The sequence below is a fragment of the Staphylococcus arlettae genome, from assembly GCF_002902345.1.
GTDB lineage: Bacteria > Bacillota > Bacilli > Staphylococcales > Staphylococcaceae > Staphylococcus > Staphylococcus arlettae.
On sequence record NZ_PPQB01000005.1, the window covers coordinates 238,056 to 261,771 of the forward strand.

At 33.6% G+C, this 23,716-nt stretch carries 21 protein-coding genes and 1 other RNA gene; 20 read left to right on the top strand and 2 right to left on the bottom strand.

Annotation, left to right across the window (positions count from 1 at the left end; translation table 11 throughout):
* The first annotated feature begins 23 nt into the window (after positions 1–23).
* From hisS to CD036_RS01305, 4 genes are all read left to right on the top strand, one after another.
* Complete coding sequence (hisS, locus tag CD036_RS01290; RefSeq protein WP_002510452.1) at positions 24–1,292, top strand: histidine--tRNA ligase; 1,269 nt, start codon at positions 24–26, stop codon at positions 1,290–1,292.
* Between the two features lie 6 nt (positions 1,293–1,298).
* The gene (gene aspS, locus CD036_RS01295; RefSeq protein ID WP_103388012.1) at positions 1,299–3,065 is read left to right on the top strand and encodes an aspartate--tRNA ligase; all 1,767 of its coding nucleotides are present in this window, start codon (positions 1,299–1,301) and stop codon (positions 3,063–3,065) included.
* Between the two features lie 63 nt (positions 3,066–3,128).
* A non-coding RNA gene (gene ssrS, locus CD036_RS01300) (6S RNA) lies at positions 3,129–3,319 on the top strand.
* Between the two features lie 114 nt (positions 3,320–3,433).
* Positions 3,434–4,207, top strand: a complete 774-nt coding sequence (locus CD036_RS01305; RefSeq protein WP_002510454.1) for a tRNA threonylcarbamoyladenosine dehydratase — start codon at positions 3,434–3,436, stop codon at positions 4,205–4,207.
* A gap of 492 nt (positions 4,208–4,699) precedes the next feature.
* On the opposite strand, the gene CD036_RS01310 is transcribed toward CD036_RS01305, so the two are convergent.
* Positions 4,700–5,974 carry a replication-associated recombination protein A gene (locus CD036_RS01310; protein WP_103387846.1) on the bottom strand — a complete coding sequence of 425 codons (1,275 nt, stop codon included), beginning with the start codon at positions 5,972–5,974 and terminating at the stop codon, positions 4,700–4,702.
* Positions 5,975–6,060: 86 nt separating this feature from the next.
* On the opposite strand from CD036_RS01310, the gene cymR reads away from it, so the two are divergent.
* From cymR to CD036_RS13095, 3 genes are all read left to right on the top strand, one after another.
* Complete coding sequence (cymR, locus tag CD036_RS01315) at positions 6,061–6,480, top strand: cysteine metabolism transcriptional regulator CymR (RefSeq protein WP_002510456.1); 420 nt, start codon at positions 6,061–6,063, stop codon at positions 6,478–6,480.
* Positions 6,481–6,561: 81 nt separating this feature from the next.
* A complete protein-coding gene (locus CD036_RS01320) occupies positions 6,562–6,744 on the top strand; it encodes a CsbD family protein (protein WP_002510457.1) in 183 nt (60 codons plus the stop codon).
* A gap of 31 nt (positions 6,745–6,775) precedes the next feature.
* The gene (locus CD036_RS13095) at positions 6,776–6,937 is read left to right on the top strand and encodes a hypothetical protein (protein ID WP_002510458.1); all 162 of its coding nucleotides are present in this window, start codon (positions 6,776–6,778) and stop codon (positions 6,935–6,937) included.
* A 39-nt stretch (positions 6,938–6,976) separates the two neighbouring features.
* On the opposite strand, the gene CD036_RS01325 is transcribed toward CD036_RS13095, so the two are convergent.
* A complete protein-coding gene (locus CD036_RS01325) occupies positions 6,977–7,987 on the bottom strand; it encodes an LLM class flavin-dependent oxidoreductase (protein WP_103387847.1) in 1,011 nt (336 codons plus the stop codon).
* 288 nt (positions 7,988–8,275) lie between these two features.
* On the opposite strand from CD036_RS01325, the gene sal reads away from it, so the two are divergent.
* From sal to udk, 13 genes are all read left to right on the top strand, one after another.
* The gene (gene sal / locus CD036_RS01330) at positions 8,276–9,910 is read left to right on the top strand and encodes a Sal family ABC-F type ribosomal protection protein (protein WP_002510460.1); all 1,635 of its coding nucleotides are present in this window, start codon (positions 8,276–8,278) and stop codon (positions 9,908–9,910) included.
* Between the two features lie 61 nt (positions 9,911–9,971).
* The gene (locus tag CD036_RS01335; RefSeq protein ID WP_103387848.1) at positions 9,972–11,114 is read left to right on the top strand and encodes a cysteine desulfurase family protein; all 1,143 of its coding nucleotides are present in this window, start codon (positions 9,972–9,974) and stop codon (positions 11,112–11,114) included.
* 1 nt (position 11,115) lies between these two features.
* Positions 11,116–12,228: a tRNA 2-thiouridine(34) synthase MnmA gene (mnmA, locus tag CD036_RS01340; RefSeq protein ID WP_103387849.1), complete on the top strand. Its 1,113-nt coding sequence runs from the start codon at positions 11,116–11,118 to the stop codon at positions 12,226–12,228.
* A 271-nt stretch (positions 12,229–12,499) separates the two neighbouring features.
* The gene (locus tag CD036_RS01345; RefSeq protein ID WP_103387850.1) at positions 12,500–13,165 is read left to right on the top strand and encodes a tetratricopeptide repeat protein; all 666 of its coding nucleotides are present in this window, start codon (positions 12,500–12,502) and stop codon (positions 13,163–13,165) included.
* 3 nt (positions 13,166–13,168) lie between these two features.
* Complete coding sequence (gene recD2, locus CD036_RS01350; protein ID WP_002510464.1) at positions 13,169–15,562, top strand: SF1B family DNA helicase RecD2; 2,394 nt, start codon at positions 13,169–13,171, stop codon at positions 15,560–15,562.
* 321 nt (positions 15,563–15,883) lie between these two features.
* Entirely contained in the window at positions 15,884–18,514 is a 2,631-nt protein-coding gene (gene alaS, locus CD036_RS01355) for an alanine--tRNA ligase (RefSeq protein WP_002510465.1), read from the top strand.
* A 64-nt stretch (positions 18,515–18,578) separates the two neighbouring features.
* Positions 18,579–18,842, top strand: a complete 264-nt coding sequence (locus CD036_RS01360) for an IreB family regulatory phosphoprotein (RefSeq protein ID WP_002510466.1) — start codon at positions 18,579–18,581, stop codon at positions 18,840–18,842.
* 2 nt (positions 18,843–18,844) lie between these two features.
* Positions 18,845–19,273, top strand: coding sequence for a Holliday junction resolvase RuvX (gene ruvX / locus CD036_RS01365; RefSeq protein WP_103387851.1), 429 nt, complete (start codon positions 18,845–18,847; stop codon positions 19,271–19,273).
* A gap of 16 nt (positions 19,274–19,289) precedes the next feature.
* A complete protein-coding gene (locus CD036_RS01370; RefSeq protein ID WP_002510468.1) occupies positions 19,290–19,622 on the top strand; it encodes a DUF1292 domain-containing protein in 333 nt (110 codons plus the stop codon).
* Positions 19,623–20,230: 608 nt separating this feature from the next.
* Positions 20,231–20,872: an O-methyltransferase gene (locus tag CD036_RS01375; protein WP_002510469.1), complete on the top strand. Its 642-nt coding sequence runs from the start codon at positions 20,231–20,233 to the stop codon at positions 20,870–20,872.
* Entirely contained in the window at positions 20,869–21,792 is a 924-nt protein-coding gene (locus CD036_RS01380; RefSeq protein WP_103387852.1) for a peptidase U32 family protein, read from the top strand. The genes CD036_RS01375 and CD036_RS01380 overlap by 4 nt, the downstream gene beginning before the upstream one ends.
* 11 nt (positions 21,793–21,803) lie before the next feature.
* Entirely contained in the window at positions 21,804–23,069 is a 1,266-nt protein-coding gene (locus CD036_RS01385; protein ID WP_002510471.1) for a peptidase U32 family protein, read from the top strand.
* Positions 23,069–23,692: a uridine kinase gene (udk, locus tag CD036_RS01390; protein ID WP_002510472.1), complete on the top strand. Its 624-nt coding sequence runs from the start codon at positions 23,069–23,071 to the stop codon at positions 23,690–23,692. The genes CD036_RS01385 and udk overlap by 1 nt, the downstream gene beginning before the upstream one ends.
* The last annotated feature ends 24 nt before the right edge of the window (positions 23,693–23,716 follow it).

A 23,716-nucleotide genomic window follows, 5' to 3' on the forward strand; every position in this document is an offset into this window, starting at 1 on the left:
TTATTGTTAAAAGGAGAGATAATATGATAAATATTCCAAGAGGTACACAGGACATACTTCCTGAAGACACTAAACAATGGCGATATATTGAAAATAAATTAGATGAATTAATGACTTTATATAATTATCAAGAAATTCGTACACCTATTTTTGAAAGTACTGAATTATTTGCTCGTGGTGTTGGCGATTCAACTGATGTTGTACAAAAAGAAATGTATACTTTTTTAGATAAAGGCGATCGCAGTATTACTTTACGACCTGAAGGTACCGCTGCGGTGGTAAGATCTTATATCGAACATAAAATGCAAGGTGATCCTAACCAACCTGTAAAATTGTATTATAACGGTCCTATGTTCAGATATGAACGCAAACAAAAAGGACGTTACCGCCAATTTACACAATTTGGCGTTGAGGCAATTGGTGCCGAAAATCCTAGTATTGACGCTGAAGTTTTAGCTATGGTTATGCATATATATCAATCATTTGGATTAAAACATTTAAAATTAGTTATTAATAGTATCGGTGATGCAGATTCACGCAAAGAATACAATGAAGCATTAGTAAAACATTTTGAACCAGTAATCGGTGACTTTTGTTCAGATTGTCAATCACGTTTACACACTAACCCAATGCGTATTCTTGATTGTAAAGTCGATAAAGATAAAGAGGCGGTAAAAACTGCACCCCGTATTACCGAATTTTTAAATGCTGAATCAACTAAATATTATGATGAAGTCAAACAACATTTAGACAATTTAAATATTCGTTATGAAGAAGATCCTAACTTAGTAAGAGGTTTAGATTATTACACTCATACTGCATTTGAATTAATGATTGATAACCCGAATTACGATGGTGCAATAACGACACTTTGTGGTGGTGGACGTTACAATGGTTTACTTGAATTATTAGGCGGTCCAAATAATACTGGTATTGGTTTTGCATTAAGTATTGAACGCTTATTATTAGCATTAGAAGATGAAGGTATTGAGTTGGATGTTGAAGATGATTTTGATTTATTCATTGTTACGATGGGTCACGAAGCTGATAACTATGCCGTTAAATTGTTAAATGAACTTCGTCATAATGGTGTGAAAGCTGACAAAGATTATTTGAGCAGAAAAGTGAAAGGCCAAATGAAACAAGCGGATAGACTACAGGCAAATTATACAATTGTCATCGGTGATCAAGAATTAGAAAATAATGAAATTGATATTAAAGATATGGCTACAGGAAATACAGAAAAAATTAATTTAGATGAAGTTGTCGCATATTTTAAAAAGAAGGAGTAGATGAAAGTGAGTAAGAGAACAACATATTGTGGATTAGTAACAGAAAATTTATTAGACCAAGAAGTAACATTAAAAGGATGGGTTCATAACCGTAGAGACTTAGGTGGCTTAATATTTATTGATTTAAGAGATAGAGAAGGTTATGTACAAATCGTCTTTAACCCGTCATTTTCAGAAGAAGCTTTAGCAACAGCTGAATCCGTTAGATCAGAATATGTTGTAGAAGTAACAGGTGTAGTCACAAAACGTGATCCTGATACAGTAAATCCTAAAATAGCAACAGGACAAGTAGAAGTACAAGTTTCAGAAATTAACATTATTAATAAAGCTGAAACACCACCATTTTCAATTAATGAAGAAAATCAAAATGTTGATGAAAATATTCGTTTGAAATATAGATATTTAGATTTACGCCGACAAGAACTTGCGCAAACATTTAAAATGCGTCATCAAACAACACGTTCAATTCGTCAGTATTTAGATCAAGACGGCTTTTATGATATAGAAACACCTGTATTAACAAAGTCTACACCAGAAGGAGCACGTGACTACTTAGTACCTTCACGTGTACATGAAGGAGAATTTTATGCTTTACCACAATCACCACAAATTTTTAAACAATTATTGATGATTAGTGGCTTCGACAAATATTATCAAATCGTTAAATGTTTCCGTGATGAAGATTTACGTGCTGACAGACAGCCTGAATTTACACAGGTCGATATTGAAATGAGTTTTGTAGACCAAGAAGATGTAATGGCAATGGGCGAAGATATGCTGAAAAAAGTTGTAAAAGATGTTAAAGATATTGAATTAACAGAACAATTTCCACGTATGACATATAATGAAGCGATGACACGTTTTGGTTCAGATAAACCAGACACTCGTTTTGGTATGGAATTAATTGATGTGTCACAACTTGGACATGATATGGACTTTAAAGTGTTTAAAGACGCTGTAAATAACAATGGACAAGTAAAAGCTATAGTGGCAGAAGGTGCGGCAGATCAATATACAAGAAAAGATATTGATGGTTTAACAGAATTTGTAAATATCTACGGTGCTAAAGGTTTAGCTTGGGTTAAAGTTGTAGAAGATGGTGTTAACGGTCCAATTGGTCGTTTCTTTGAAGATAGCCATATTGCTACTTTACAATCATTAACTGGAGCAAAAGCAGGTGACTTAGTACTTTTCGTAGCTGATAAACCAAATGTAGTTGCTCAAAGTTTAGGTGCTTTACGCTTGAAATTGGCGAAAGAATTATCACTTATTGACGAATCCAAATTAAACTTCTTATGGGTAACTGATTGGCCACTATTGGAATATGATGAAGATGCAAAACGTTATGTTGCAGCACATCATCCATTTACATCACCAAAACAAGAAGATATTGCTAAATTATCTGACTCTCCAGAACAAGTACAAGCTAATGCATATGATATTGTACTTAATGGATATGAATTAGGTGGTGGCTCAATCAGAATTCATGATGGTGAGTTACAAGCAAAAATGTTTGAAGTGTTAGGATTTACTGAAGAACAAGCTAGAGAACAGTTTGGCTTCTTATTAGACGCATTTAAATACGGTGCACCACCTCATGGCGGTATCGCATTAGGACTTGATCGTTTAGTTATGTTATTAACGAATAGAACTAATCTTAGAGATACAATTGCATTCCCTAAAACAGCTTCAGCTACATGTTTATTAACGGATGCACCAAGTGAAGTTTCAGATAATCAATTAGAAGAATTATCTTTAAGAATTAGACATTAATAAATTATATAAGTTTTAATTCTTGCTAATATATAATTATGTGTTATTATTATCTTATAAGGTAGTCATCTGTAGTGTTCGTAAGTTGCTTTTTAATTTGGGCCTAACACTCTTTGATCAGGGAGCCCAATAGGTTTTCTCATAGCGCACACGCCTCAATTAGGAGGACTTGCAAAATGAGAAACAGGGCACCCACCTGTATTTAGCAGGCCGAATGATCAAGCTATTATAACTACGACATAAACGGACTCTATCGGTACGCAAGACTTCGGTCTTGCGTATTTTTTTGTGAATAAAAAATTAAAATCTATGTAAAATTCATGTATAATTATATTTGATAGAAAGTTAAATTTATAAGGAGTTTGATTATGAAGCACCAATTTTCGAGAAATGAATTGGCATATGGTCAAGAAGGTTTAGATTTATTAAAAGAACAAACAGTAGTTGTGTTGGGGGTCGGCGGTGTTGGTACTTTTGCAGCAGAAGCATTAGCTCGTACTAATATTGGACATATCATTTTAATTGATAAAGATGATGTCGATATTACTAATGTTAATCGTCAAATACATGCCTTAACAACAACGATTGGTCAAAGTAAAGTTTCCTTAATGGAAGAACGCATTAAATTAATTAATCCTGATTGTAAAGTGACAGCATTGCATATGTTTTATACAGAAGATACTTATGAGGATCTTTTTGAAAATTACGATATCGATTATTTTATTGATGCAAGTGACACAATTATGTATAAAGTCCATTTGATGAAAGAATGTTTAGAGCGTAATATCAAAGTGATTTCTAGCATGGGTGCAGCTAACAAAATTGACCCTACACGTTTTGTAATTGAAGATATTTCTAAAACACATACAGATCCTATCGCTAAAATCATTAGAAGAAAATTAAAAAAATTAGGTATTACAAAAGGTGTACCAGTAGTATTTTCAGATGAAAGTCCACTCGTTATTAGAGAAGACGTAAAAGAAACTGTTGGTGATGCTAATGCACCGACTAGAAAAGGACAAATGCCACCGTCTTCGAATGCATTTGTACCAAGTGTTGTTGGCCTAATTTGTGCAAGTTATGTCATTAATGATATTTTAAGTGATATCCCTGTGACACGTATTAAAGATAAAGGACAATAGTAGCAGGTTCGGTGCTATTTAGTGTACAAAACATACACTTACAAATTTTTTGCTGTTGATTTTGTTATTGTAATGCTAAAAAATATGAAGGTGGAATAACATTGATTTGTTCCACCTTCATTTCATATTGGTAGTAGCTGACTGTATTGAAACTGTGCTTCAAATCAAGATTTTTTCAATGCTAGTCATCATTTCCGACTTTGTTGGCAGTTTTTATGCACGCTTTCCGCGGGCACTGCCTCAGCCTGTAGTCTTCGGCAAGTGCGAGTCGGCATAAGTCACTGCCAATACTATACAAAAGCCTTAATATGACAAAAGTTTAACGACAAAGTTTTCGACTTTGTTGGCAGTTTTTATGTACGCTTTACGTAGGCACTGTCTTAGCTTGTAGTCTTCGGCGAGTGCTATTCCCGCAGGAGTCGCACAAGTCGCTGTTAATAGGACTTGAAAAATAATATAAATAGAAATAAACCTTCACAGTATAGTGAAGGTTTATTTTTGTTGGTTTTGTGTTATATTGTCGAAGATTTGTTTGAATTGTTGTTCACTTTTGGAAGTAGTTTTGGGTTCATAATATATTTTATTTTTTAATTTATCAGGTAGATATTGCTGCGCAACAAAACCATTATCATAATTATGTGGATATTTATAACCAATTGCACGACCGAGTTCTTTAGCTCCACTATAATGACCATCTTTTAAATGATTAGGAACTTGTCCTGCATAGCCTTTACGTATATCTGAAAGGGCATGGTCAATTGCTGTAATACCTGAGTTTGATTTTGGAGATAAGCATAATTCAATGACTGCTTGGCTTAATGGAATTCGTGCTTCAGGGAATCCTAGCCTTTCAGCTGCTTCAATTGCTGCTAATGTACGTTGACCTGCATTAGGTGACGCTAAGCCTACATCTTCATAACTAATAACTAGTAAACGTCTAGCTATTGTTGGTAAGTCTCCAGCTTCAATAAGTCGCGCGAGATAATGCAAAGCTGCATTAACGTCACTACCTCTAATAGATTTCTGGAAAGCACTCATTACATCGTAGTGCATATCACCATCTTTATCACTTAAAAATGCCCCTCTTTGAAGACAATCTTTTGCATCTTGTAACGTAATATGTCGTCCATGTTCTGATGTTTCTGAACTTAAAACTGCTAATTCTAAAGCGTTTAAAGCGCTTCTCACATCACCTTGACTCTGGGTTGAAAAATATATCAAAGCATCTTCATCTATAGTGGGCGCATAAGATTTTAATCCATTTATTTCATCATCTAGTGCACGTTCTAATGCCAAACGAATATCATCTTCGTTTAAAGGATAAAGTTCGAAAATTTGAGCTCTTGATCTAATAGCAGGATTAATCGCATGATATGGATTTGATGTAGTTGCACCAATTAATACTATTTTGCCATTTTCTAAATGTGGTAATAGAAAATCTTGCTTTGTTTTGTCTAATCTATGAATTTCATCCAACAATAAAATGACTTGACCAGACATTTTCGCTTCTTCAACTACCATTTGCATATCTTTTTTAGAATTGGAAACTGCATTTAATTGTCTGAACTTATACTGTGTACTTCCAGCAATTGCTTTAGCTATACTAGTTTTACCAATGCCTGGAGGGCCATAGAAAATCATGGAAGATAAACGTTTAGTATCAACCATTCTTCTAATTATCCCTCTAGAACCTACTAAATGTTGTTGTGAGATGATTTCATCTATATTATTGGGACGCATTCTAGCCGCTAATGGTTCATTTGTCACATCATTCACACCTTTCTAATATTATATTAACGTAAAAAATGATAAAATGGGAATAAATAAGTAGACGAATTAAGTGAGGTTATACAATGAAAATATCAACAAAAGGAAGATATGGATTAACATTAATGATATCTTTAGCTAAAAAGCAAGGACAGGGATGTGTATCCTTAAAATCAATCGCTGAAGAAAATAACTTAAGTGACTTATATTTAGAACAACTTGTTGGCCCGTTAAGAAATGCTGGCCTTATTAGAAGTGTACGTGGTGCTAAAGGTGGCTACCAACTAAGAGTGCCTGCTGAAGAAATCAGTGCTGGTGATATTATAAGGTTGTTAGAAGGTCCTATAACATTTGTAGAAAGTATTGAATCTGAACCACCTGCCCAAAAGCAATTATGGATACGTATGAGAGATGCTGTGAGAGAAGTTTTAGATAATACGACGTTGCAATATTTAGCAGATTATAAAGAAACAAATAATTTAGATGGCTACATGTTTTATATCTAATCAAATAAATTATTATTTTTATGTTTAATAATACTATGTAGTGGTATAACTGTAACATGTATCGATGAAGGAGGTAATTACATGGCTGATGAAAGCAAGGTAGAACAAGCCAAAGGTAACATCAAAGAAACAGTCGGTAATGTGACAGATAATAAAGACCTTGAAAATGAAGGAAAAGAAGATAAAACTTCTGGCAAGGCAAAAGAAGTAGTGGAAAATGCTAAAAATAAAGCAAATGAAGCAATTGATAAATTAAAAAAATAAACTTATATTAAATTGAAAGGGGCTATTAAAAATGGCTGAAAATTTCTTAAATAAAGCAAAAGATGCTGCTAAAAGCGTATCTGATAAACTAAAAAATGTTGATAACGAAAAAGCACAACAAGCGAGTGAACAAATCGATAAATTCACTGGCGGCAATAAAGAAGATAACAACGATAATAAAGATGAGAAATAATAAAAAGCAATACCTACGTGGTATTGCTTTTTTGTTATTTTAATTGCTGTTGTTTACTTTAGAAATTACATTATTTAAGCGTTTATAGGAAGCGAGTTGTTCTTGTTGGTCGTAAACATAACTTATAGCCATTAATTCATCAATGTCACCATGCTCTTGCATAAATGATTCTAATTTAGCTTGCACAGTTGCTTCAGACCCAACTAAAGATTGCTCCATACGCTGTTTAGCTAATTCAAATTCACGAGGTGTTAAAATACCTTGTAAGTCATCAGTAGGAGGTTGAACCGGTTGCATTCTTCCACGTGTTACACTAACCATGACTTGTGCTTGTGTAGTAGCTAAAAATTCTGCTTGTTCATCAGTTTCTGCGACAATTGCATTTAAGCAAACAATCATATAAGGTTCAGCTAAATACTCTGATGGTTCAAATAATTCTTTGTAGATTTGTATTGCTTCATGCATTTGTTGAGGCGCAAAATGACCGGCAAATACATAAGGTAACCCTTTACGCGCTGCTAGATGTGCAGAATCTGTTGATGACCCTAGAATATATAGTGGCACATTTTTATCGACAGCTGGGTAAGCACGAACGTAGCTTTGTTTATTTCCTGGTCCAAAATAAGTAGCTAGCTGTTCTACTTCTTCTGGAAATTCATAAACACCATTATGTTGGTCTCTTCTTAATGCGCTTGCAGTCATCATATCCGTGCCAGGTGCACGTCCTAAACCTAAATCTACACGATCTGGGAAAACAGTTTCCATCGTACCAAATTGTTCTGCGACAACTAGTGGTGCATGGTTAGGTAACATAATACCACCAGAACCTACACGGATACGTTTGGTATGTTCTAATGTGTGTTGTATTAGTAACGCTGTTGCTGAACTAACTAAATTAGGTGCATTATGATGTTCTGCAATCCAATAGCGTTCATAACCTAAGTCTTCTAAATTTTGTGCTAGTGATACCATGTCACTGATAGCATCTTTATCTGTTTGGCCTTCTCTTATAGGAACCAAGTTTAATGCTGAAAGTTTTATATTAGGCATTGCTCGTTGTCTCCTCCTTTAATTATGTTCGTATTGCTCAGTATATCAGTCCAACTTCTGCTTGCGTAAAATTATGCTCACTGCTATAATATAGTAAATTTAAAACGTTAGGTGGCCTTATTAAGACAATGGATAAATCTCATAAGCAATTTAAACAACAACAAATCTATACAAAAATCGCGCTAGTTGGGATGTCTCTGTCTTTTTAAGTATGTAGCAATACTAAATAAATATCGTTATCAAACGAATAGAGACATTACAGCTTTGCGTTAAAAGAGGAGAAGTGTAATGTCTTTTTATTATGCTCAAAAACCATTTGAACTATACGGGAAAACACTAATCGAAACGGTAGATATACAAATACAACAAGGAAATCATGTAGCACTAATAGGTGACAATGGTGTTGGCAAAACAACACTGTTAACTGCAATACACAATAAATATCCAGATGACACATATTTGATGCACCAAAATTTAGCAATGTATGGTGAAGAGCATGCACTAGATTATATCATGAGCGTGGATGCAACACTATTAACTTTAAAACGAAAAATGACTCAAGATTTAGATGCACTTGGTGAATTCATTGATTTATCAGGTTATGAATTTGAGCAAGACATTTTAACTAAAGCTAAGCTTTTTCAATTGTCAGCTTCTGATTTAGATAAAAAAGTGAAAGAATTAAGTGGGGGACAGCAAACAAAAATAGCTATTATTCGTGCATTGATGTCCAATAAGCCGTGTCTGTTATTAGATGAACCAACGAATCATCTCGATAGCCATATGGTTACTTTATTAGCCAATATGATCAATGAATCTAAACAAACTATTTTATTAGTATCACATTTGAGGTCATTTATTAATCTAGTAGCAAGTCAAATTATAGAAATTACCTCACAGAAAACTACAATGTATGAAGGTAATTATGAAAACTATGAACAAATTAAAGCAATAGAACAACAATCACAAGTTAAAGCATTTGAGAAGGCGCAAAAAGAAATCAATGATTTAAAGTCATCTATGGATCAAGTACAACGTTGGCATGCGAGTGCAAAAGCCAAAGCAAGTGTTCGAAATCCATACGAACAAAAGAAATTGAGTAAATTGATGAAGCGTGCCAAGGCAAAAGAAACACAACTAACACACAAAATAAATGAACAAGACATTGTTAATCCTAATCAACATGATGTAACACAGTATCAGTTTCAAGAAACCGATACATTTCAAAATAAGTATTTACTACAATTTGATCAAATGGGTTACGACATTAACAATACTTGCCTGTACCACCAAGTTAATTTGAATATAAGGAAAGGTGAAAATATCTTGGTTACAGGTAACAATGGTAGTGGTAAATCAGTACTTGTAGATATTATTACTGGGAAGAGAGCACCAACAACAGGTACTGTAAAACATTCACCTTCATTGAAAATCGCTTGTTTTGATCAAAAGCATGATAATTTAGCAGATAATTTATCACCTAAAGACTTGGTTATGAAGTTGGAAGGTATGACGAATAGTCATGCACAAACAATATTAAGCGCATTCCAATTTACTACTGATCAGATACTACAGCCAATCAAACATTTATCGATGGGTGAAAAAAGCCGTTTACAATTTGTATTACTTTATTTTGCTAGCCCACATCTATTAATCTTAGATGAACCGACAAATTATTTTGATATACGTACACAAAAATTAATAATGTCAATGATTGAAAGCTTTAATGGACAAGTGTTTATTGTCAGTCATGATGCTGCGATCATCTCCGAGTTTCAAGCGACGCATTGGCATATTGAAAATAAAACAATAGTGAACAAAGATTTAGAAGTAAAAGAAGATTTTAATATTGAAGCTACCAAAAATTTATTAGAAGATTATAAAGATATTGATGCATTTGGTAACTTTCAAACAGACAACTAGAAAATTTAATCATATGGTGCTATCATGGGAACATTGATAAAATTGTGAGGAGTGTCAAAACATGGAAGTATATGCAGACTCAGCTGCAACTACCCCAGTTAAACCAGAAGTTATAACTAAAATGATGGATATTTATGAGACGCATTATGGTAACCCTTCTTCTATTCATAGTATTGGAAGAGACGCAAGAAAGTATTTAGATGAATCGCGTAGAACAGTAGCTAAGTTTTTTGGTGTTAAACCTAGCGAAATTATTTTTACTAGTGGTGCAACTGAATCAAATAATACAGCAATCAAAGGCATCGCTTATCAGCAAGCACATAAAGGTAAACACCTTATTACCTCAAAAATTGAACATCATTCTGTACTCCATGTGTTTGAACAGTTAGAACGTGAAGGATTTGAAGTAACATATCTTGATGTAGATACTGAAGGCATAGTTAATTTACAACAATTGCGTGAAGCTCTGAGAGAGGACACGGTGCTTGTATCAATTATGTTTGTAAATAATGAAATTGGTACTGTTCAACCAATGTATGATATTGATGCTATTGTAGCTGAATCAAACGCATTGCTTCATGTAGATGCAGTTCAAGCGGTAGGACATTTACCAATTGACATTCAAGACTTTAATATCGCAGCATTAAGCATAACAGCGCATAAATTTGGAGGACCAAAAGGTGCAGGTGTCCTTTATGTAAAAGCAGATACGCCGGTAACATATTGGCAATTAGGTGGCGAACAGGAAACAAAACGTCGTGCAGGCACTGAAAATGTACCACAAATTGTTGGCTTAACAGAGGCATTGACGCTAGCTAATGCAAATTTAGATGACAATAATGTACACTTAATGAATTTGAAAAATTTGTTTATTGTAACTTTACAAGAAAGATCGGTCCCATTCGAAATAAATGGTTCTATGACAGATTCTACTGGTCATATTGTGAACTTATATTTTCCATTTATAGATGTTGAAACTATGTTAACGTTACTTGACCTATCGGGTATTTATGTATCATCTGGCTCAGCATGTACAGCCGGTTCAACAACACCATCTCATGTGTTGGCAGCGATGTATGAGAATGATGACAGAGCAAAACACTCAGTACGATTTAGTTTTAATGAGTTATCGACTGAACAAGAAATCAAATATATAACGATGGAAATTCACAAAATCTATCATAAATTTAAGGAGGAAGTATAAATTGAATAAAGAAGGCGTACGAGTAGTAGTAGGTATGTCAGGCGGTGTTGATAGTTCTGTAACAGCACATTTGTTAAAAGAACAAGGGTATGATGTAATCGGTATTTTTATGAAAAATTGGGATGATACTGATGAAAATGGTGTTTGTACAGCAACAGAGGATTACAATGACGTTATCGCTGTTTGTAATCAAATAGGAATTCCTTACTATGCAGTGAATTTTGAACAAGAATACTGGGATAAAGTATTTACTTACTTCTTAGATGAATATAAAAAAGGAAGAACGCCTAATCCTGATGTAATGTGTAACAAAGAAATAAAATTCAAAGCCTTTTTAGAACACGCTTTAAAACTAGGTGCAGATTATGTAGCAACAGGTCATTATGCACGTGTACAACGATTCGATGATGGTCATGTTGAAATGTTACGTGGTGTTGATAATAATAAGGATCAAACTTATTTCTTAAATCAACTATCACAAGATCAATTACAACATGTTATGTTCCCACTTGGTGGCATTGATAAAAAAGAAGTGCGTCGCATTGCAGAAGAACAAGATCTTGCAACAGCTAAGAAAAAAGATTCTACAGGTATATGTTTCATTGGTGAACGCAATTTCAAATCATTTTTATCACAATATTTGCCTGCACAATCGGGTGAAATGCGTACGTTAAACGGTGAAAACAAAGGAACACATGCAGGATTGATGTATTATACTATTGGTCAACGTCATGGCTTAGGTATTGGTGGCGACGGTGATCCTTGGTTTGTAGTAGGTAAAAATCTTGATGAAAATGTATTATATGTCGAACAAGGTTTTGATCATAATGCATTGTACAGTGATTATTTAATTGCTTCAGACTTTTCATTTATTAACCCAGTGGATTTAGCACAAGGTTTTTCATGTACAGCGAAATTTAGATATAGACAACGAGATACTCAAGTTTTTGTACAACAAGAAGATGACAATTCAATTCGTGTTACGTTTGATCAACCAGTAAGAGCGATTACTCCTGGGCAAGCAGTTGTGTTTTATGACGGTGATGTATGTTTAGGCGGGGCTACAATTGATGATGTTTTCAAAAATTCTGGACAATTAAGTTACGTCATATAAATTAATACAGTTTATAGACATAACAATAGTAAGTTTAAGTTAGAGTTAACTTACTTTAAATTGATATTTAATAAGCATTCAATTTAGACTTAAAGCGTAGATTGTTTGCTTTTTATACATATACTTATAGACCTAAGTTAAGTAACTTTACGGTATTAGACAAAAACTTTATAACTAAAGTTAGAACTAGTTAGCCACTTATATTTCACATTGTCCAATGTTTTAAGCTTTTGTATGCTATAAATAACAAGATAAGAAAAGAGGACTAACAATGGAACAAGAACACGTATATGAATTCATAAAAAATGGTGAAACTGAAAAAGCATTACAAGCACTTTTTGATAATATAGAAGCACAGCCTGAAGAAATTGAAAATTATATTAATGCAGGTATTTTAATTGCTGAAGCAGGAGAAGTTGAACATGCTGAAACTTTTTTCCAAAAAGCACTAACAATTGATTCAGAAAATGGTCCAGTATATTATAATTTAGCTAATGTATATTATAATGAAGGTCGTTTTAATGAAGCAATTCGACTATATCAAACTGCGTTAAAATATGATGTAGACGTGGTTGATACGAATTATATGATTGGTATGTCATTTAACCAATTAGAAGCGTTTAAAGAGGCTATGCCTTTTTTAATGACTGCTGCAGAAAAAGACGATCTTAGAGATGTAGAAGTTCAATTTCAATATGGCTTGGTGTTATGTCATTTAGAAATGTTTAAGCAAGCTATTACACAATTAAATCGCGTATTGAGTTTAGACAATAAGCATGTAGATGCATTATATAATTTAGGGTTAGCAACATACATGGATACTGAAGATATAGATGTAGCATTACGTTATTTTAAGCAAGCAGTTGCAATTAACCCTGAACACCATATGAGTCAACATGCAATCCAAACATTCGAAGCAATAAAAGAGGAGGAGTAAATCATGGCAGATCCTACACTGTTTAACTATTCAATGATTAAAGGTACAGTAGATGCTATTTTGTTTCAAAACAAAGATAATTTTTATACTGTATTAAAAGTTGATACAATTGAAACCAATGAATCATTTGATAGTATGCCTACAGTTGTAGGGTTCTTTCCTGAAATTGTGGAAGGTGATGTCTATACATTTAAAGGGCAAATAGCTACGCATCCTAAATATGGTAAACAATTAAAAGCAGATATTTTTGAAAAGGAATTACCACAAACGAAGGAAGCAATTATCAGTTATTTGTCTAGTGACTTATTCAAAGGTATTGGTAAAAAGACGGCTCAAAATATTGTTAATACACTCGGTGAAAATGCCATTGCTGATATATTAAACGATTCACAAGTTTTAAGTAAGGTGCCGAGTTTATCTGCAAGCAAACAAAAACAAATTGCAGAACAAATTGCTAGCAACCAAGAAACAGAACAAATAATAATTAGATTACATGACTTAGGCTTTGGGCCGAAGTTAGCAATGAATATATACCAAGCTTATTTAGGTGAAACACTCAATGTAGTAGAAAAGACACCTTACCAATTAGTATATGATGTCAAGGGTATCGGTTTTAATAAAGCTGATATGTTAGCCAAAAATATCGGTATTCAATATAACGATCCAGAACGTTTAAAAGCAGGAATACTCTATATACTAGAAGAAGAGTGTATTAAACAAGGACATACCTATTTACCTACGCAATTTGTTTTAGAATTGGTACAGGATATTTTATCTAATCCTCCATCTGAAGTCATAGATCAATCGATATTAGCTAATCAAGTTGAACAGCTAGTCAATGAAGATAAATTAGTACAGCAAGAAGCTGAATTAGCTATTCCAAGTTTGTATTATTCAGAAATAAAGAGTGTCCAAAATTTATATCGCAATTTCACGTACACTAAAAAATTGAAAGATATTGAAATGTCCGACTTATTATTAGAAATTGGTAATATAGAGGACCAAAATACAGTCAGTTATGCTGAATCACAAAAAGAAGCACTACAAACCGCTATTAATTCAAAAGTGATGTTATTAACAGGAGGACCTGGTACAGGGAAAACAACTGTAATTAAAGGCATCGTAGAATTGTATGCTGAAATACATGGCCTTTCTTTAGATTATGACGATTATAAAGAAGATGATTATCCTATTGTGTTAGGTGCTCCGACAGGGCGAGCGTCTAAACGATTAGCTGAAGCTACAGGATTAGAAGCTATGACCATTCACCGACTTATTGGTTGGAATCAAGAAACACAACCTGAAGATATTTTAGATAATGAAATTAATGCTAAATTGATTATTATAGATGAGATGTCGATGGTAGATACTTGGTTATTTCATCAATTTATGAGTGCAGTACCGTTAGATGCACAAGTCATTTTAGTTGGTGATGAGGATCAATTACCGTCAGTTGGTCCCGGACAAGTCTTTAAAGATTTAATTGACTCTGGAGTTATTCCTAGAGTTAATTTAACTGAAGTATATAGACAGCAAGATGGATCTAGTATTATAGAGTTAGCGCATAAAATTAAATTGGGGTTACCAATAGATATTACCGAGCGTTTTCATGACCGTAATTTTATCAACTGTCAAACAGAACAAATACCACAAGTTGTTGAAAAAGTTGTAGCTAGTGCTGTTAACAAAGGCTATGATATGAGTGATATTCAAGTATTAGCACCTATGTACAAAGGTTCTGCAGGCATTAAACGATTAAATCAAGTATTACAAGATATATTAAATCCAAAAATAAAAGATACGCGTGAAATTGCATTTGGTGAAGTTTTATTTAGAAAAGGCGATAAAGTATTGCAATTGGTTAATAGACCAAATGATAATATTTTTAATGGAGATATCGGAGTAATTGTAGGTATTTTTTGGGCTAAAGAAAATGCCTTAGATAAAGATGTATTAGTGGTTGATTTTGAAGGTAATGAGATAACATTTACACGACAAGATTTAATGGAATTAACACATGCTTATTGTACATCTATCCATAAATCACAAGGTTCTGAATTTCCAATTGTCATTATGCCTATGGTAAAACAGTATTTCAGAATGTTACAAAAGCCTATTTTGTATACAGGTCTGACACGTGCAAAACAATCATTGGTCTTTTTAGGTGATCCCAATGCATTTACAATTGGTTTAAAGACAAATGGTCAAGTAAGAATGACTCAATTATGTGACTTACTGCAAGCTTACTTTGATAGTGACTCAGGTAAAGATGATGACCAAGAAGATATTAACCAGCAACTTAATAGTACAGTTACTTTGACTGAGAGTACCATATATCAAATTGACCCAATGATTAATATGGGGCAATTATCACCATATGACTTCGTAAATGATTGACATTGACAACAAAAGAAAATAAAATAAAGTTAAGTTTGCATAGAGACGAGTATATAATCTAAGACAAACAGAGATGTACTGTGTGGTGAAAAGTACAGCTTGGATTATAGAATGCTACTTTGTGTCAGTAATAAATATTAAAACGAGTGATATTCTCAATAAGTGATGAGTTGCATTTATTCATGCATCATCGTTATTAATGAATATAACTAGGGTGGTACCGCGATTTGTTCGTCCCTTTTGAGGATGGACTTTTTTTATGCTTTTTTATAAATTTAAAAATTTATACAATGAGTTATATATTGTAATGGAGGAAAAGTAATGAAACAATTAAAAGCGAGTGAAATAAGACAAAGTTTTATTGACTTCTTTGTAGAGAAAGGACACATGGTTGAACCATCGGCACCGTTAGTACCTATAGATGATGATTCACTTTTATGGATTAACTCAGGTGTGGCAACATTGAAAAAATATTTTGATGGAAGAGAAATTCCTAAAAAGCCAAGAATTGTTAATTCACAAAAAGCTATTAGAACGAATGATATTGAAAATGTAGGCTTTACGGCTCGACACCACACATTTTTTGAAATGTTGGGGAATTTTTCTATCGGTGATTATTTTAAAAAAGAAGCCATTGAATATGCTTGGGAATTTTTAACAAGTGATAAATGGATGGGCATGGAAGCGGATAAACTTTATGTCACAATTCATCCAGAAGATGTGGAAGCCTACAATTTATGGCATGACGTTGTTGGACTAGATGAAAGTAGAATCATTCGTATAGAAGGTAATTTTTGGGATATTGGCGAAGGCCCATCTGGTCCTAATACAGAAATATTTTATGACCGTGGTGATGCATTTGGTGCAGATGATCCGGCAGAAGAAATGTATCCTGGTGGCGAAAATGAACGCTTTTTAGAAGTATGGAACTTAGTATTTAGTGAATTTAACCATAATAAAGATCATACTTATACACCATTACCTAATAAAAACATTGATACAGGAATGGGCTTAGAGCGTATGGCTTCAGTATCTCAAAATGTTCGTACTAATTATGAAACGGATTTATTTATTCCAATCATAGAAGAAGTTGAAAAAGTTTCTGGTAAAAAATATTTAGTTAATGACCAAGATGATGTTGCTTTTAAAGTAATTGCCGATCATATTAGAACGATTTCTTTTGCCATTGCTGACGGTGCATTGCCTGCTAATGAAGGACGTGGTTATGTCCTAAGACGTTTGTTACGTCGTGCTGTACGATTTAGCCAAACGTTAGCTATTAATGAACCATTTATGTATAAATTAGTTGATATTGTTGCTGAAATTATGGAACCTTATTACCCTAATGTGAAAGAAAAGTCAGATTTTATCAAACGTGTAATAAAATCAGAAGAAGAACGTTTCCACGAAACATTAGAAGAAGGCTTGAATATTTTAAATACTTTAGTAGCTAAAGCGAAAGAGAGCAACCATACAATTGCAGGAGAAGATGCATTTAAACTTTATGATACGTATGGCTTCCCTGTAGAATTGACTGAAGAAATTGCTTTGCAAGAAAACTTAACTGTAGACATGGACACGTTTGAAGTGGAAATGCAAAAGCAACGTGATCGTGCGCGACAAGCTAGACAGGATTCTCAATCAATGCAAGTGCAAAGTGAAGTCTTGAAAGATATCACTACAGATAGCCAGTTTGTTGGCTATGATACTACTACTCAAGAGAGTAAGATTACGGATATTATCCATAATGGTGAACGCGTAACTTCTGCTGAAGCAGGTGAGGAGATTTACTTCATTCTTGCAGCTACTCCATTTTATGCTGTTAGTGGTGGGCAAGTAGCAGATAAAGGTCTTATCAGTAGTGAAGACTTTGAAATTGATGTAACAGAAGTCACTAAAGCACCAAATGGTCAAAATTTACATCATGGTACAGTACGTTTTGGTCAAGTTAAAGAAGCTGCAACGGTACAAGCTACTGTCAACCAGCAAGAACGTTTAGCTATTAAGAAAAATCATAGTGCAACGCATTTACTACATGCTGCATTGAAAGAAGTGCTAGGAGATCATGTCAACCAAGCAGGGTCACTTGTTGCACCAGAACGTTTACGTTTTGACTTTTCTCATTTTGGTGCAATGACAGATAATGAAATTGCACAAGTTGAACGTCGTGTAAATGAAGAAATTTGGAATCACCTCACTGTAAATATTAGCGAGATGCCAATTGAAGAAGCTAAGCAAAAAGGGGCGATGGCTCTATTCGGTGAAAAATATGGAGATGTGGTAAGAGTTGTTGATATGTCACCATTTTCTATTGAATTATGTGGTGGTATTCATGTTCAAAACACATCTGAAATTGGTTTGTTCAAAATAATTAGTGAATCTGGTACAGGTGCTGGTATACGCCGTATTGAAGCATTAACAGGTCAAGCAGCGTTCTTACACTTAGAAACAATCCAGCAACACTTTAATGACATTAAACAAGCTGTTAAAGTTAAATCAGATGAACAAGTACTTGAAAAAGTAGAGCATATGCAACAAGAAGAAAAAGCATTGAACAAACAATTAGAGCAACGTAATAAAGAAATTAATTCATTAAAAATGGGAGATATAAGCAATCAAGTTGAAGATTTAAATGGCCTCCCAGTTTTAGCAATTCAAATCGAAGTAGATAATGCAAAAGCGATACGTGAAGCAATGGATGATTTTAAATCTAAATTACAAGATACAATCATTATTTTAGCAAGCGATGTCGGTGGAAAAGTATCATTAATTGCCACTGTGCCTAAAGCTTTAACGGAAACTATTAAAGCTGGTGATATTATTAAAGAAATGGCACCAATCGTCGGAGGTAAAGGTGGCGGTCGCCCTGATATGGCTCAAGGTGGCGGTACACAACCTGAAAACATAACAGAATCATTACGTTCTATTAAAGATTATATTAAATCACTGTAAGTCTTGTGTATTGTAAGTTAAGATAAAGGTAAGAATTTTTACTATTATTTAAGGAGTGTTGATTATGGAAAACTTAGATAAAACTATGAAGTTTAATTACAATGAAGTTCCAAAAAAAGATGTTAAAACGGTTTTAAAAAATGTTTATGATACATTAGAAGAGCGCGGTTATAATCCTGTAAATCAAATCGTTGGTTACTTATTATCAGGTGACCCTGCTTATATACCGAGACATAATGAAGCAAGAAACCAAATCAGACACATTGATCGTGACGATATTATGGAAGAACTTGTCTCAAATTATTTAGAAGAAAAAACAGATAAATAATTATGTTGAAAAAGAAAATATTAGGCCTTGATGTAGGCAGTAAAACAGTAGGAATTGCGATAAGTGATTTAATGGGATGGACAGCCCAAGGTTTAGATACACTCCAAATTAATGAAAGCGAAAATCAATTAGGCATTGATCAGCTTGTACAAATAGTAAAAAAAGAGAACGTTGGAACGATCGTTATAGGCTTACCAAAAAATATGAATAATTCTATTGGATTTCGAGGCGAAGCTTCGTTACAATACAAGGAACAGCTTCAAGAATCTCTTCCAACTGTAAAACTTATTATGTGGGATGAAAGATTAAGTACTATGGCTGCAGAGCGGTCATTACTTGAAGCCGATGTTTCTAGACAGAAAAGAAAAAAAGTAATTGATAAAATGGCCGCAGTGTTTATCTTGCAAGGTTATTTGGATTCAATTCAATAAAAAGGAGAAATTTAAGATGACTGAACATAACCAAGATGCAGAATTACAAATCAATAATGAAGAAGAGATGCTAACGCTATATGATGAAGAAGGTAACGAAGTACTTTATCGTAAAGTTTTAGAATTTTATCATCCAGAATTTAAAAAAGAATACGTAATCTTAGCAGAAGAAGGTGCAGAGTCAGACGACGATGATTTAATTGAATTAGTTCCAATGATTAATGAACCAGATGAAAATGGTGAAGGTGGTAAATTCTTGCCGGTTGAAACAGATGAAGAATGGAGCATGATTGAAGAAATTGTAAATACTGAAATGGACGATGATCATGATCACGATCACGAACATTAATTGATGCATCTAAAAACTACTTTCTCTAAAAGGAGAAAGTAGTTTCAGACTGTCGACAAAGTCCCGACTTTGTTGGCAGTTTTTTAATACACGCTTTCCGTGGGCACTGTCGATTCCTGTAATCTTTGGTTAGCGCAATTCTCACAGGAATCGGCATAAATTACTGCCAGTATTATACAAAGATTACTTGTTATCAAATCAATGAGACAAACAATTAAAGCAATAGAAACAAATATAGATTATGTACTGATTTTGTAACATGCTGACGCCCGGAGAAATAGTATGAGTGAGAGATTTCAGGCTCGAGCTATAACCCAAGCATGCACGGTCAAAATTGTAAAATTTTAAATATAAAAAGGTTTGGACGAATCAATGTTATCTCAGTCTCTTTAATTTAAAGAAAGTTAACATTAATTAGCGTTTCGTTGGGAATATACTTAAAATTCATTTTTAATTATGGTAAAATATATAAAGTTAAATTTATAGACACATATTGATGATCAACAATATGATTATCATCAAAAGATATTACATACTAATCAGTCTCAAAGAAAGACTGATTTATTTTTATGAGCTATGCTATGTATTTAAAAAAGGAAGTTATTGATGTGGATAAAAACCAAACATATTTATTAAATTTACACAAACAAACAGATAATGAGATAGAAAAATTAAGACCTTTCGCAGAAGAAAATCAAGTCCCAATTGTCGACAAATTATCATTAGATATGATTAAGCAGCTGATACGTGTCCATTGCCCTAAACATATCTTAGAAATTGGTACCGCAATCGGCTACAGTGCTATGCAATTTGCTTCGGTAAATGAACAAATACATGTTACTACAATTGAACGCGATGAGAAAATGCAACGACTGTCTAAACAACATGTGACTCAGTTTGGTTATGATGATCAAATAACACTTGTTCAAGGTGATGCGCTAGAGCAATTTGAAAATGTTAGTACACATAGTTATGATATGATATTTATTGATGCTGCTAAAGCACAATCTAAAAAGTTTTTTGAACTCTATAGCCCATTGTTAAACGAACAAGGAATGGTTATTACAGACAATGTTTTATACCATGGTTTTGTTGCTGATATTGATGTTGTAAGGTCACGTAATGTTAAACAAATGGTAAAAAAAGTTCAGCAATATAATGAGTGGTTAATGAATCATCCTGATTTTGTTACTAATTTTCTTAATATAGATGATGGCTTAGCAATCTCAATTAAAGGAGAATCAAAATGACAGAACTGTTAGTTACTCCAAAATCGATAAATCATATAACAACTTTGATAGCAAAAGGCGCTGATGCATTCGTTATCGGTGAACAGAAGTTTGGCTTAAGGTTAGCTGGAGAATTTAATAGAGATGCGATGAGAGAGGCTGTATCATTAATACATGACCATGGGAAAAAAGCCTATGCAGCCGTAAATGGTATTTTTCATAATTATCATTTAAATGCCTTAGAAGACTACATCAATTTTTTACACGACATAAATGTCGACCGTATTATCTTCGGCGATCCAGCAGTAATTATGTATGTGAAGCAACAAAATAATCCAATTACTTTACATTGGGATGCTGAAGCTCTTGTTACTAATTATTTCCAATGCAACTATTGGGGAAATAAAGGCGCATCGCGTGCAGTTTTAGCACGTGAATTAAGCTTAGAAGAAATTATAAACATCAAACAACATAGTGAAGTAGAAATAGAAGTACAAGTTCATGGTATGACGTGTATGTTTCAATCAAAACGTATGTTATTAGGTAATTATTACACTTTCCAAGAACGTCAAATGAAAATTGAGCGCAATAACACTAATAATACATTGCTATTATATGATGATGAACGTGATAATAAATATCCTGTTTATGAAGATTACAATGGTACTCATATTATGTCACCTAATGATATCTGCTTAATAGAAGAGTTAGATGCGTTGTTAGAACATGGTATTGATGCCTTAAAAATTGATGGTGTGTTACAATCAGAAGAATATATCAATATATGCACAGCCCAATATAGAGAAGCTATTGATTTGTATAATGAAGATCCAGAAATGTATGAAGATGAAAAATTTATGCTTGTTGATCCTATAGAAGCAATACAACCTGAACATCGCCCATTTGATGAAGGCTTCTTATATAAACAAACGGTATATTAGGAGGCTTAAACATGAAAACAACAGCTGAAATAGCATTACAGCAAACAACAATTAAAAAACCCGAATTACTTGCACCAGCTGGTAATTTAGAAAAGTTGAAAATTGCGGTACATTATGGCGCTGATGCAGTGTTTTTAGGTGGCCAAGAATATGGTTTGCGATCAAATGCTGATAATTTTACAATGGCAGAAATCAAAGAAGGTGTAGAATTCGCCCACAAATATGGAGCTAAAATTTACATTACAACTAATATCATTGCACATGATGAGAACATGGAAGGTTTAGACCAATATTTAATCGATTTAGAGGCTACAGGTGCTACTGGCATAATTGTAGCAGATCCGTTAATTATTGAAACTTGTAAACGAGTAGCACCAAAATTAGAAATACATTTATCTACTCAACAATCATTATCCAATTATAAAGCAGTAGAGTTTTGGAAAAATGAAGGTTTAGATAGAGTGGTGCTAGCTAGGGAAACAGGTGCCATGGAGATGCAAGAAATGAAAGATAAGGTTGATATTGAAATAGAAGCTTTTATTCATGGTGCGATGTGTATTGCATATTCCGGTCGTTGTACGTTAAGTAACCATATGACAGCTAGAGATTCAAATCGTGGAGGGTGTTGTCAAAGTTGTCGTTGGGATTATGATTTATTAGAGGTTGATACATCTGGAGAACTTGATTTGTTGTATGATAATGAACAGGTTACACCATTTGCTATGAGTCCCAAAGATTTAAAATTGATAGAATCAATACCCAACATGATGAATATCGGCGTAGATTCATTAAAAATAGAAGGCCGTATGAAATCAATGCATTACATAGCAACTGTGGTTTCAGTATATCGTAAAGTTATAGATGCTTATGCTGCAGATCCAGACAATTTTAAAATCCAGCCCGAATGGTTAATCGAATTAGATAAATGTGCTAATAGAGACACTGCACCAGCATTTTTTGAAGGCACTCCTGGATATGAAGAGCAGATGTTTGGTGATCAAGACCGTAAGAAAACAACATATGACTTTTGTGGTTTGGTACTTGATTATGATGTTAATAGTCAGATTGCAACTATTCAACAACGCAATTATTTTAAACCTGGTCAAGAAATAGAATTTTTCGGCCCTGAAATTGAAACCTTCAAACAAGTAGTGACACACATTTACGATGAAGAAGGTAATGAATTAGATGCAGCAAGACACCCATTGCAAATTATTCAAATAAAAGTAGATCGTCCTATTTATACGCACAACATGATGAGAAAGGAAATTCGCTGATGACAAGTACGACCATAATAGGTATTGCCGGTGGCTCAGGTTCTGGCAAAACCACAGTTACAAATGAAATTATGAAAAATTTAGAAGGTCATAGTGTTGCACTTTTAGCTCAAGACTATTATTATAAGGATCAATCCCATTTATCATTTGAAGAAAGATTAGAAACAAATTATGATCATCCTTTTGCGTTTGACAATGATTTGCTAATCGAGAATTTAATTGACTTGAGAAATGGTAAAACTGTAGAAGTGCCTACATATGATTATAAAAATCATACGAGAAGTAGCGAAACAATTGCATTTGCACCAAAAGATGTTATTATCGTAGAAGGTATATTTGCGCTGGAAAATAAAACATTAAGAGATTTAATGGATGTTAAAATTTATGTTGATACAGATGCAGACTTGCGTATATTAAGACGGTTATTGCGTGATACAGAAGAAAGAGGACGTACAATGGAATCTGTTGTTAACCAATATTTGAATGTTGTACGACCAATGCATAATCAATTTATTGAACCTACTAAAAAGTACGCAGATATAATTATTCCCGAAGGTGGAAGTAATAAAGTTGCAATCGACATTATGACTACAAAAATCCAGACTTTAGTTAGTAAACAATAGTATTATAAAGGTAAAGGAAGATGA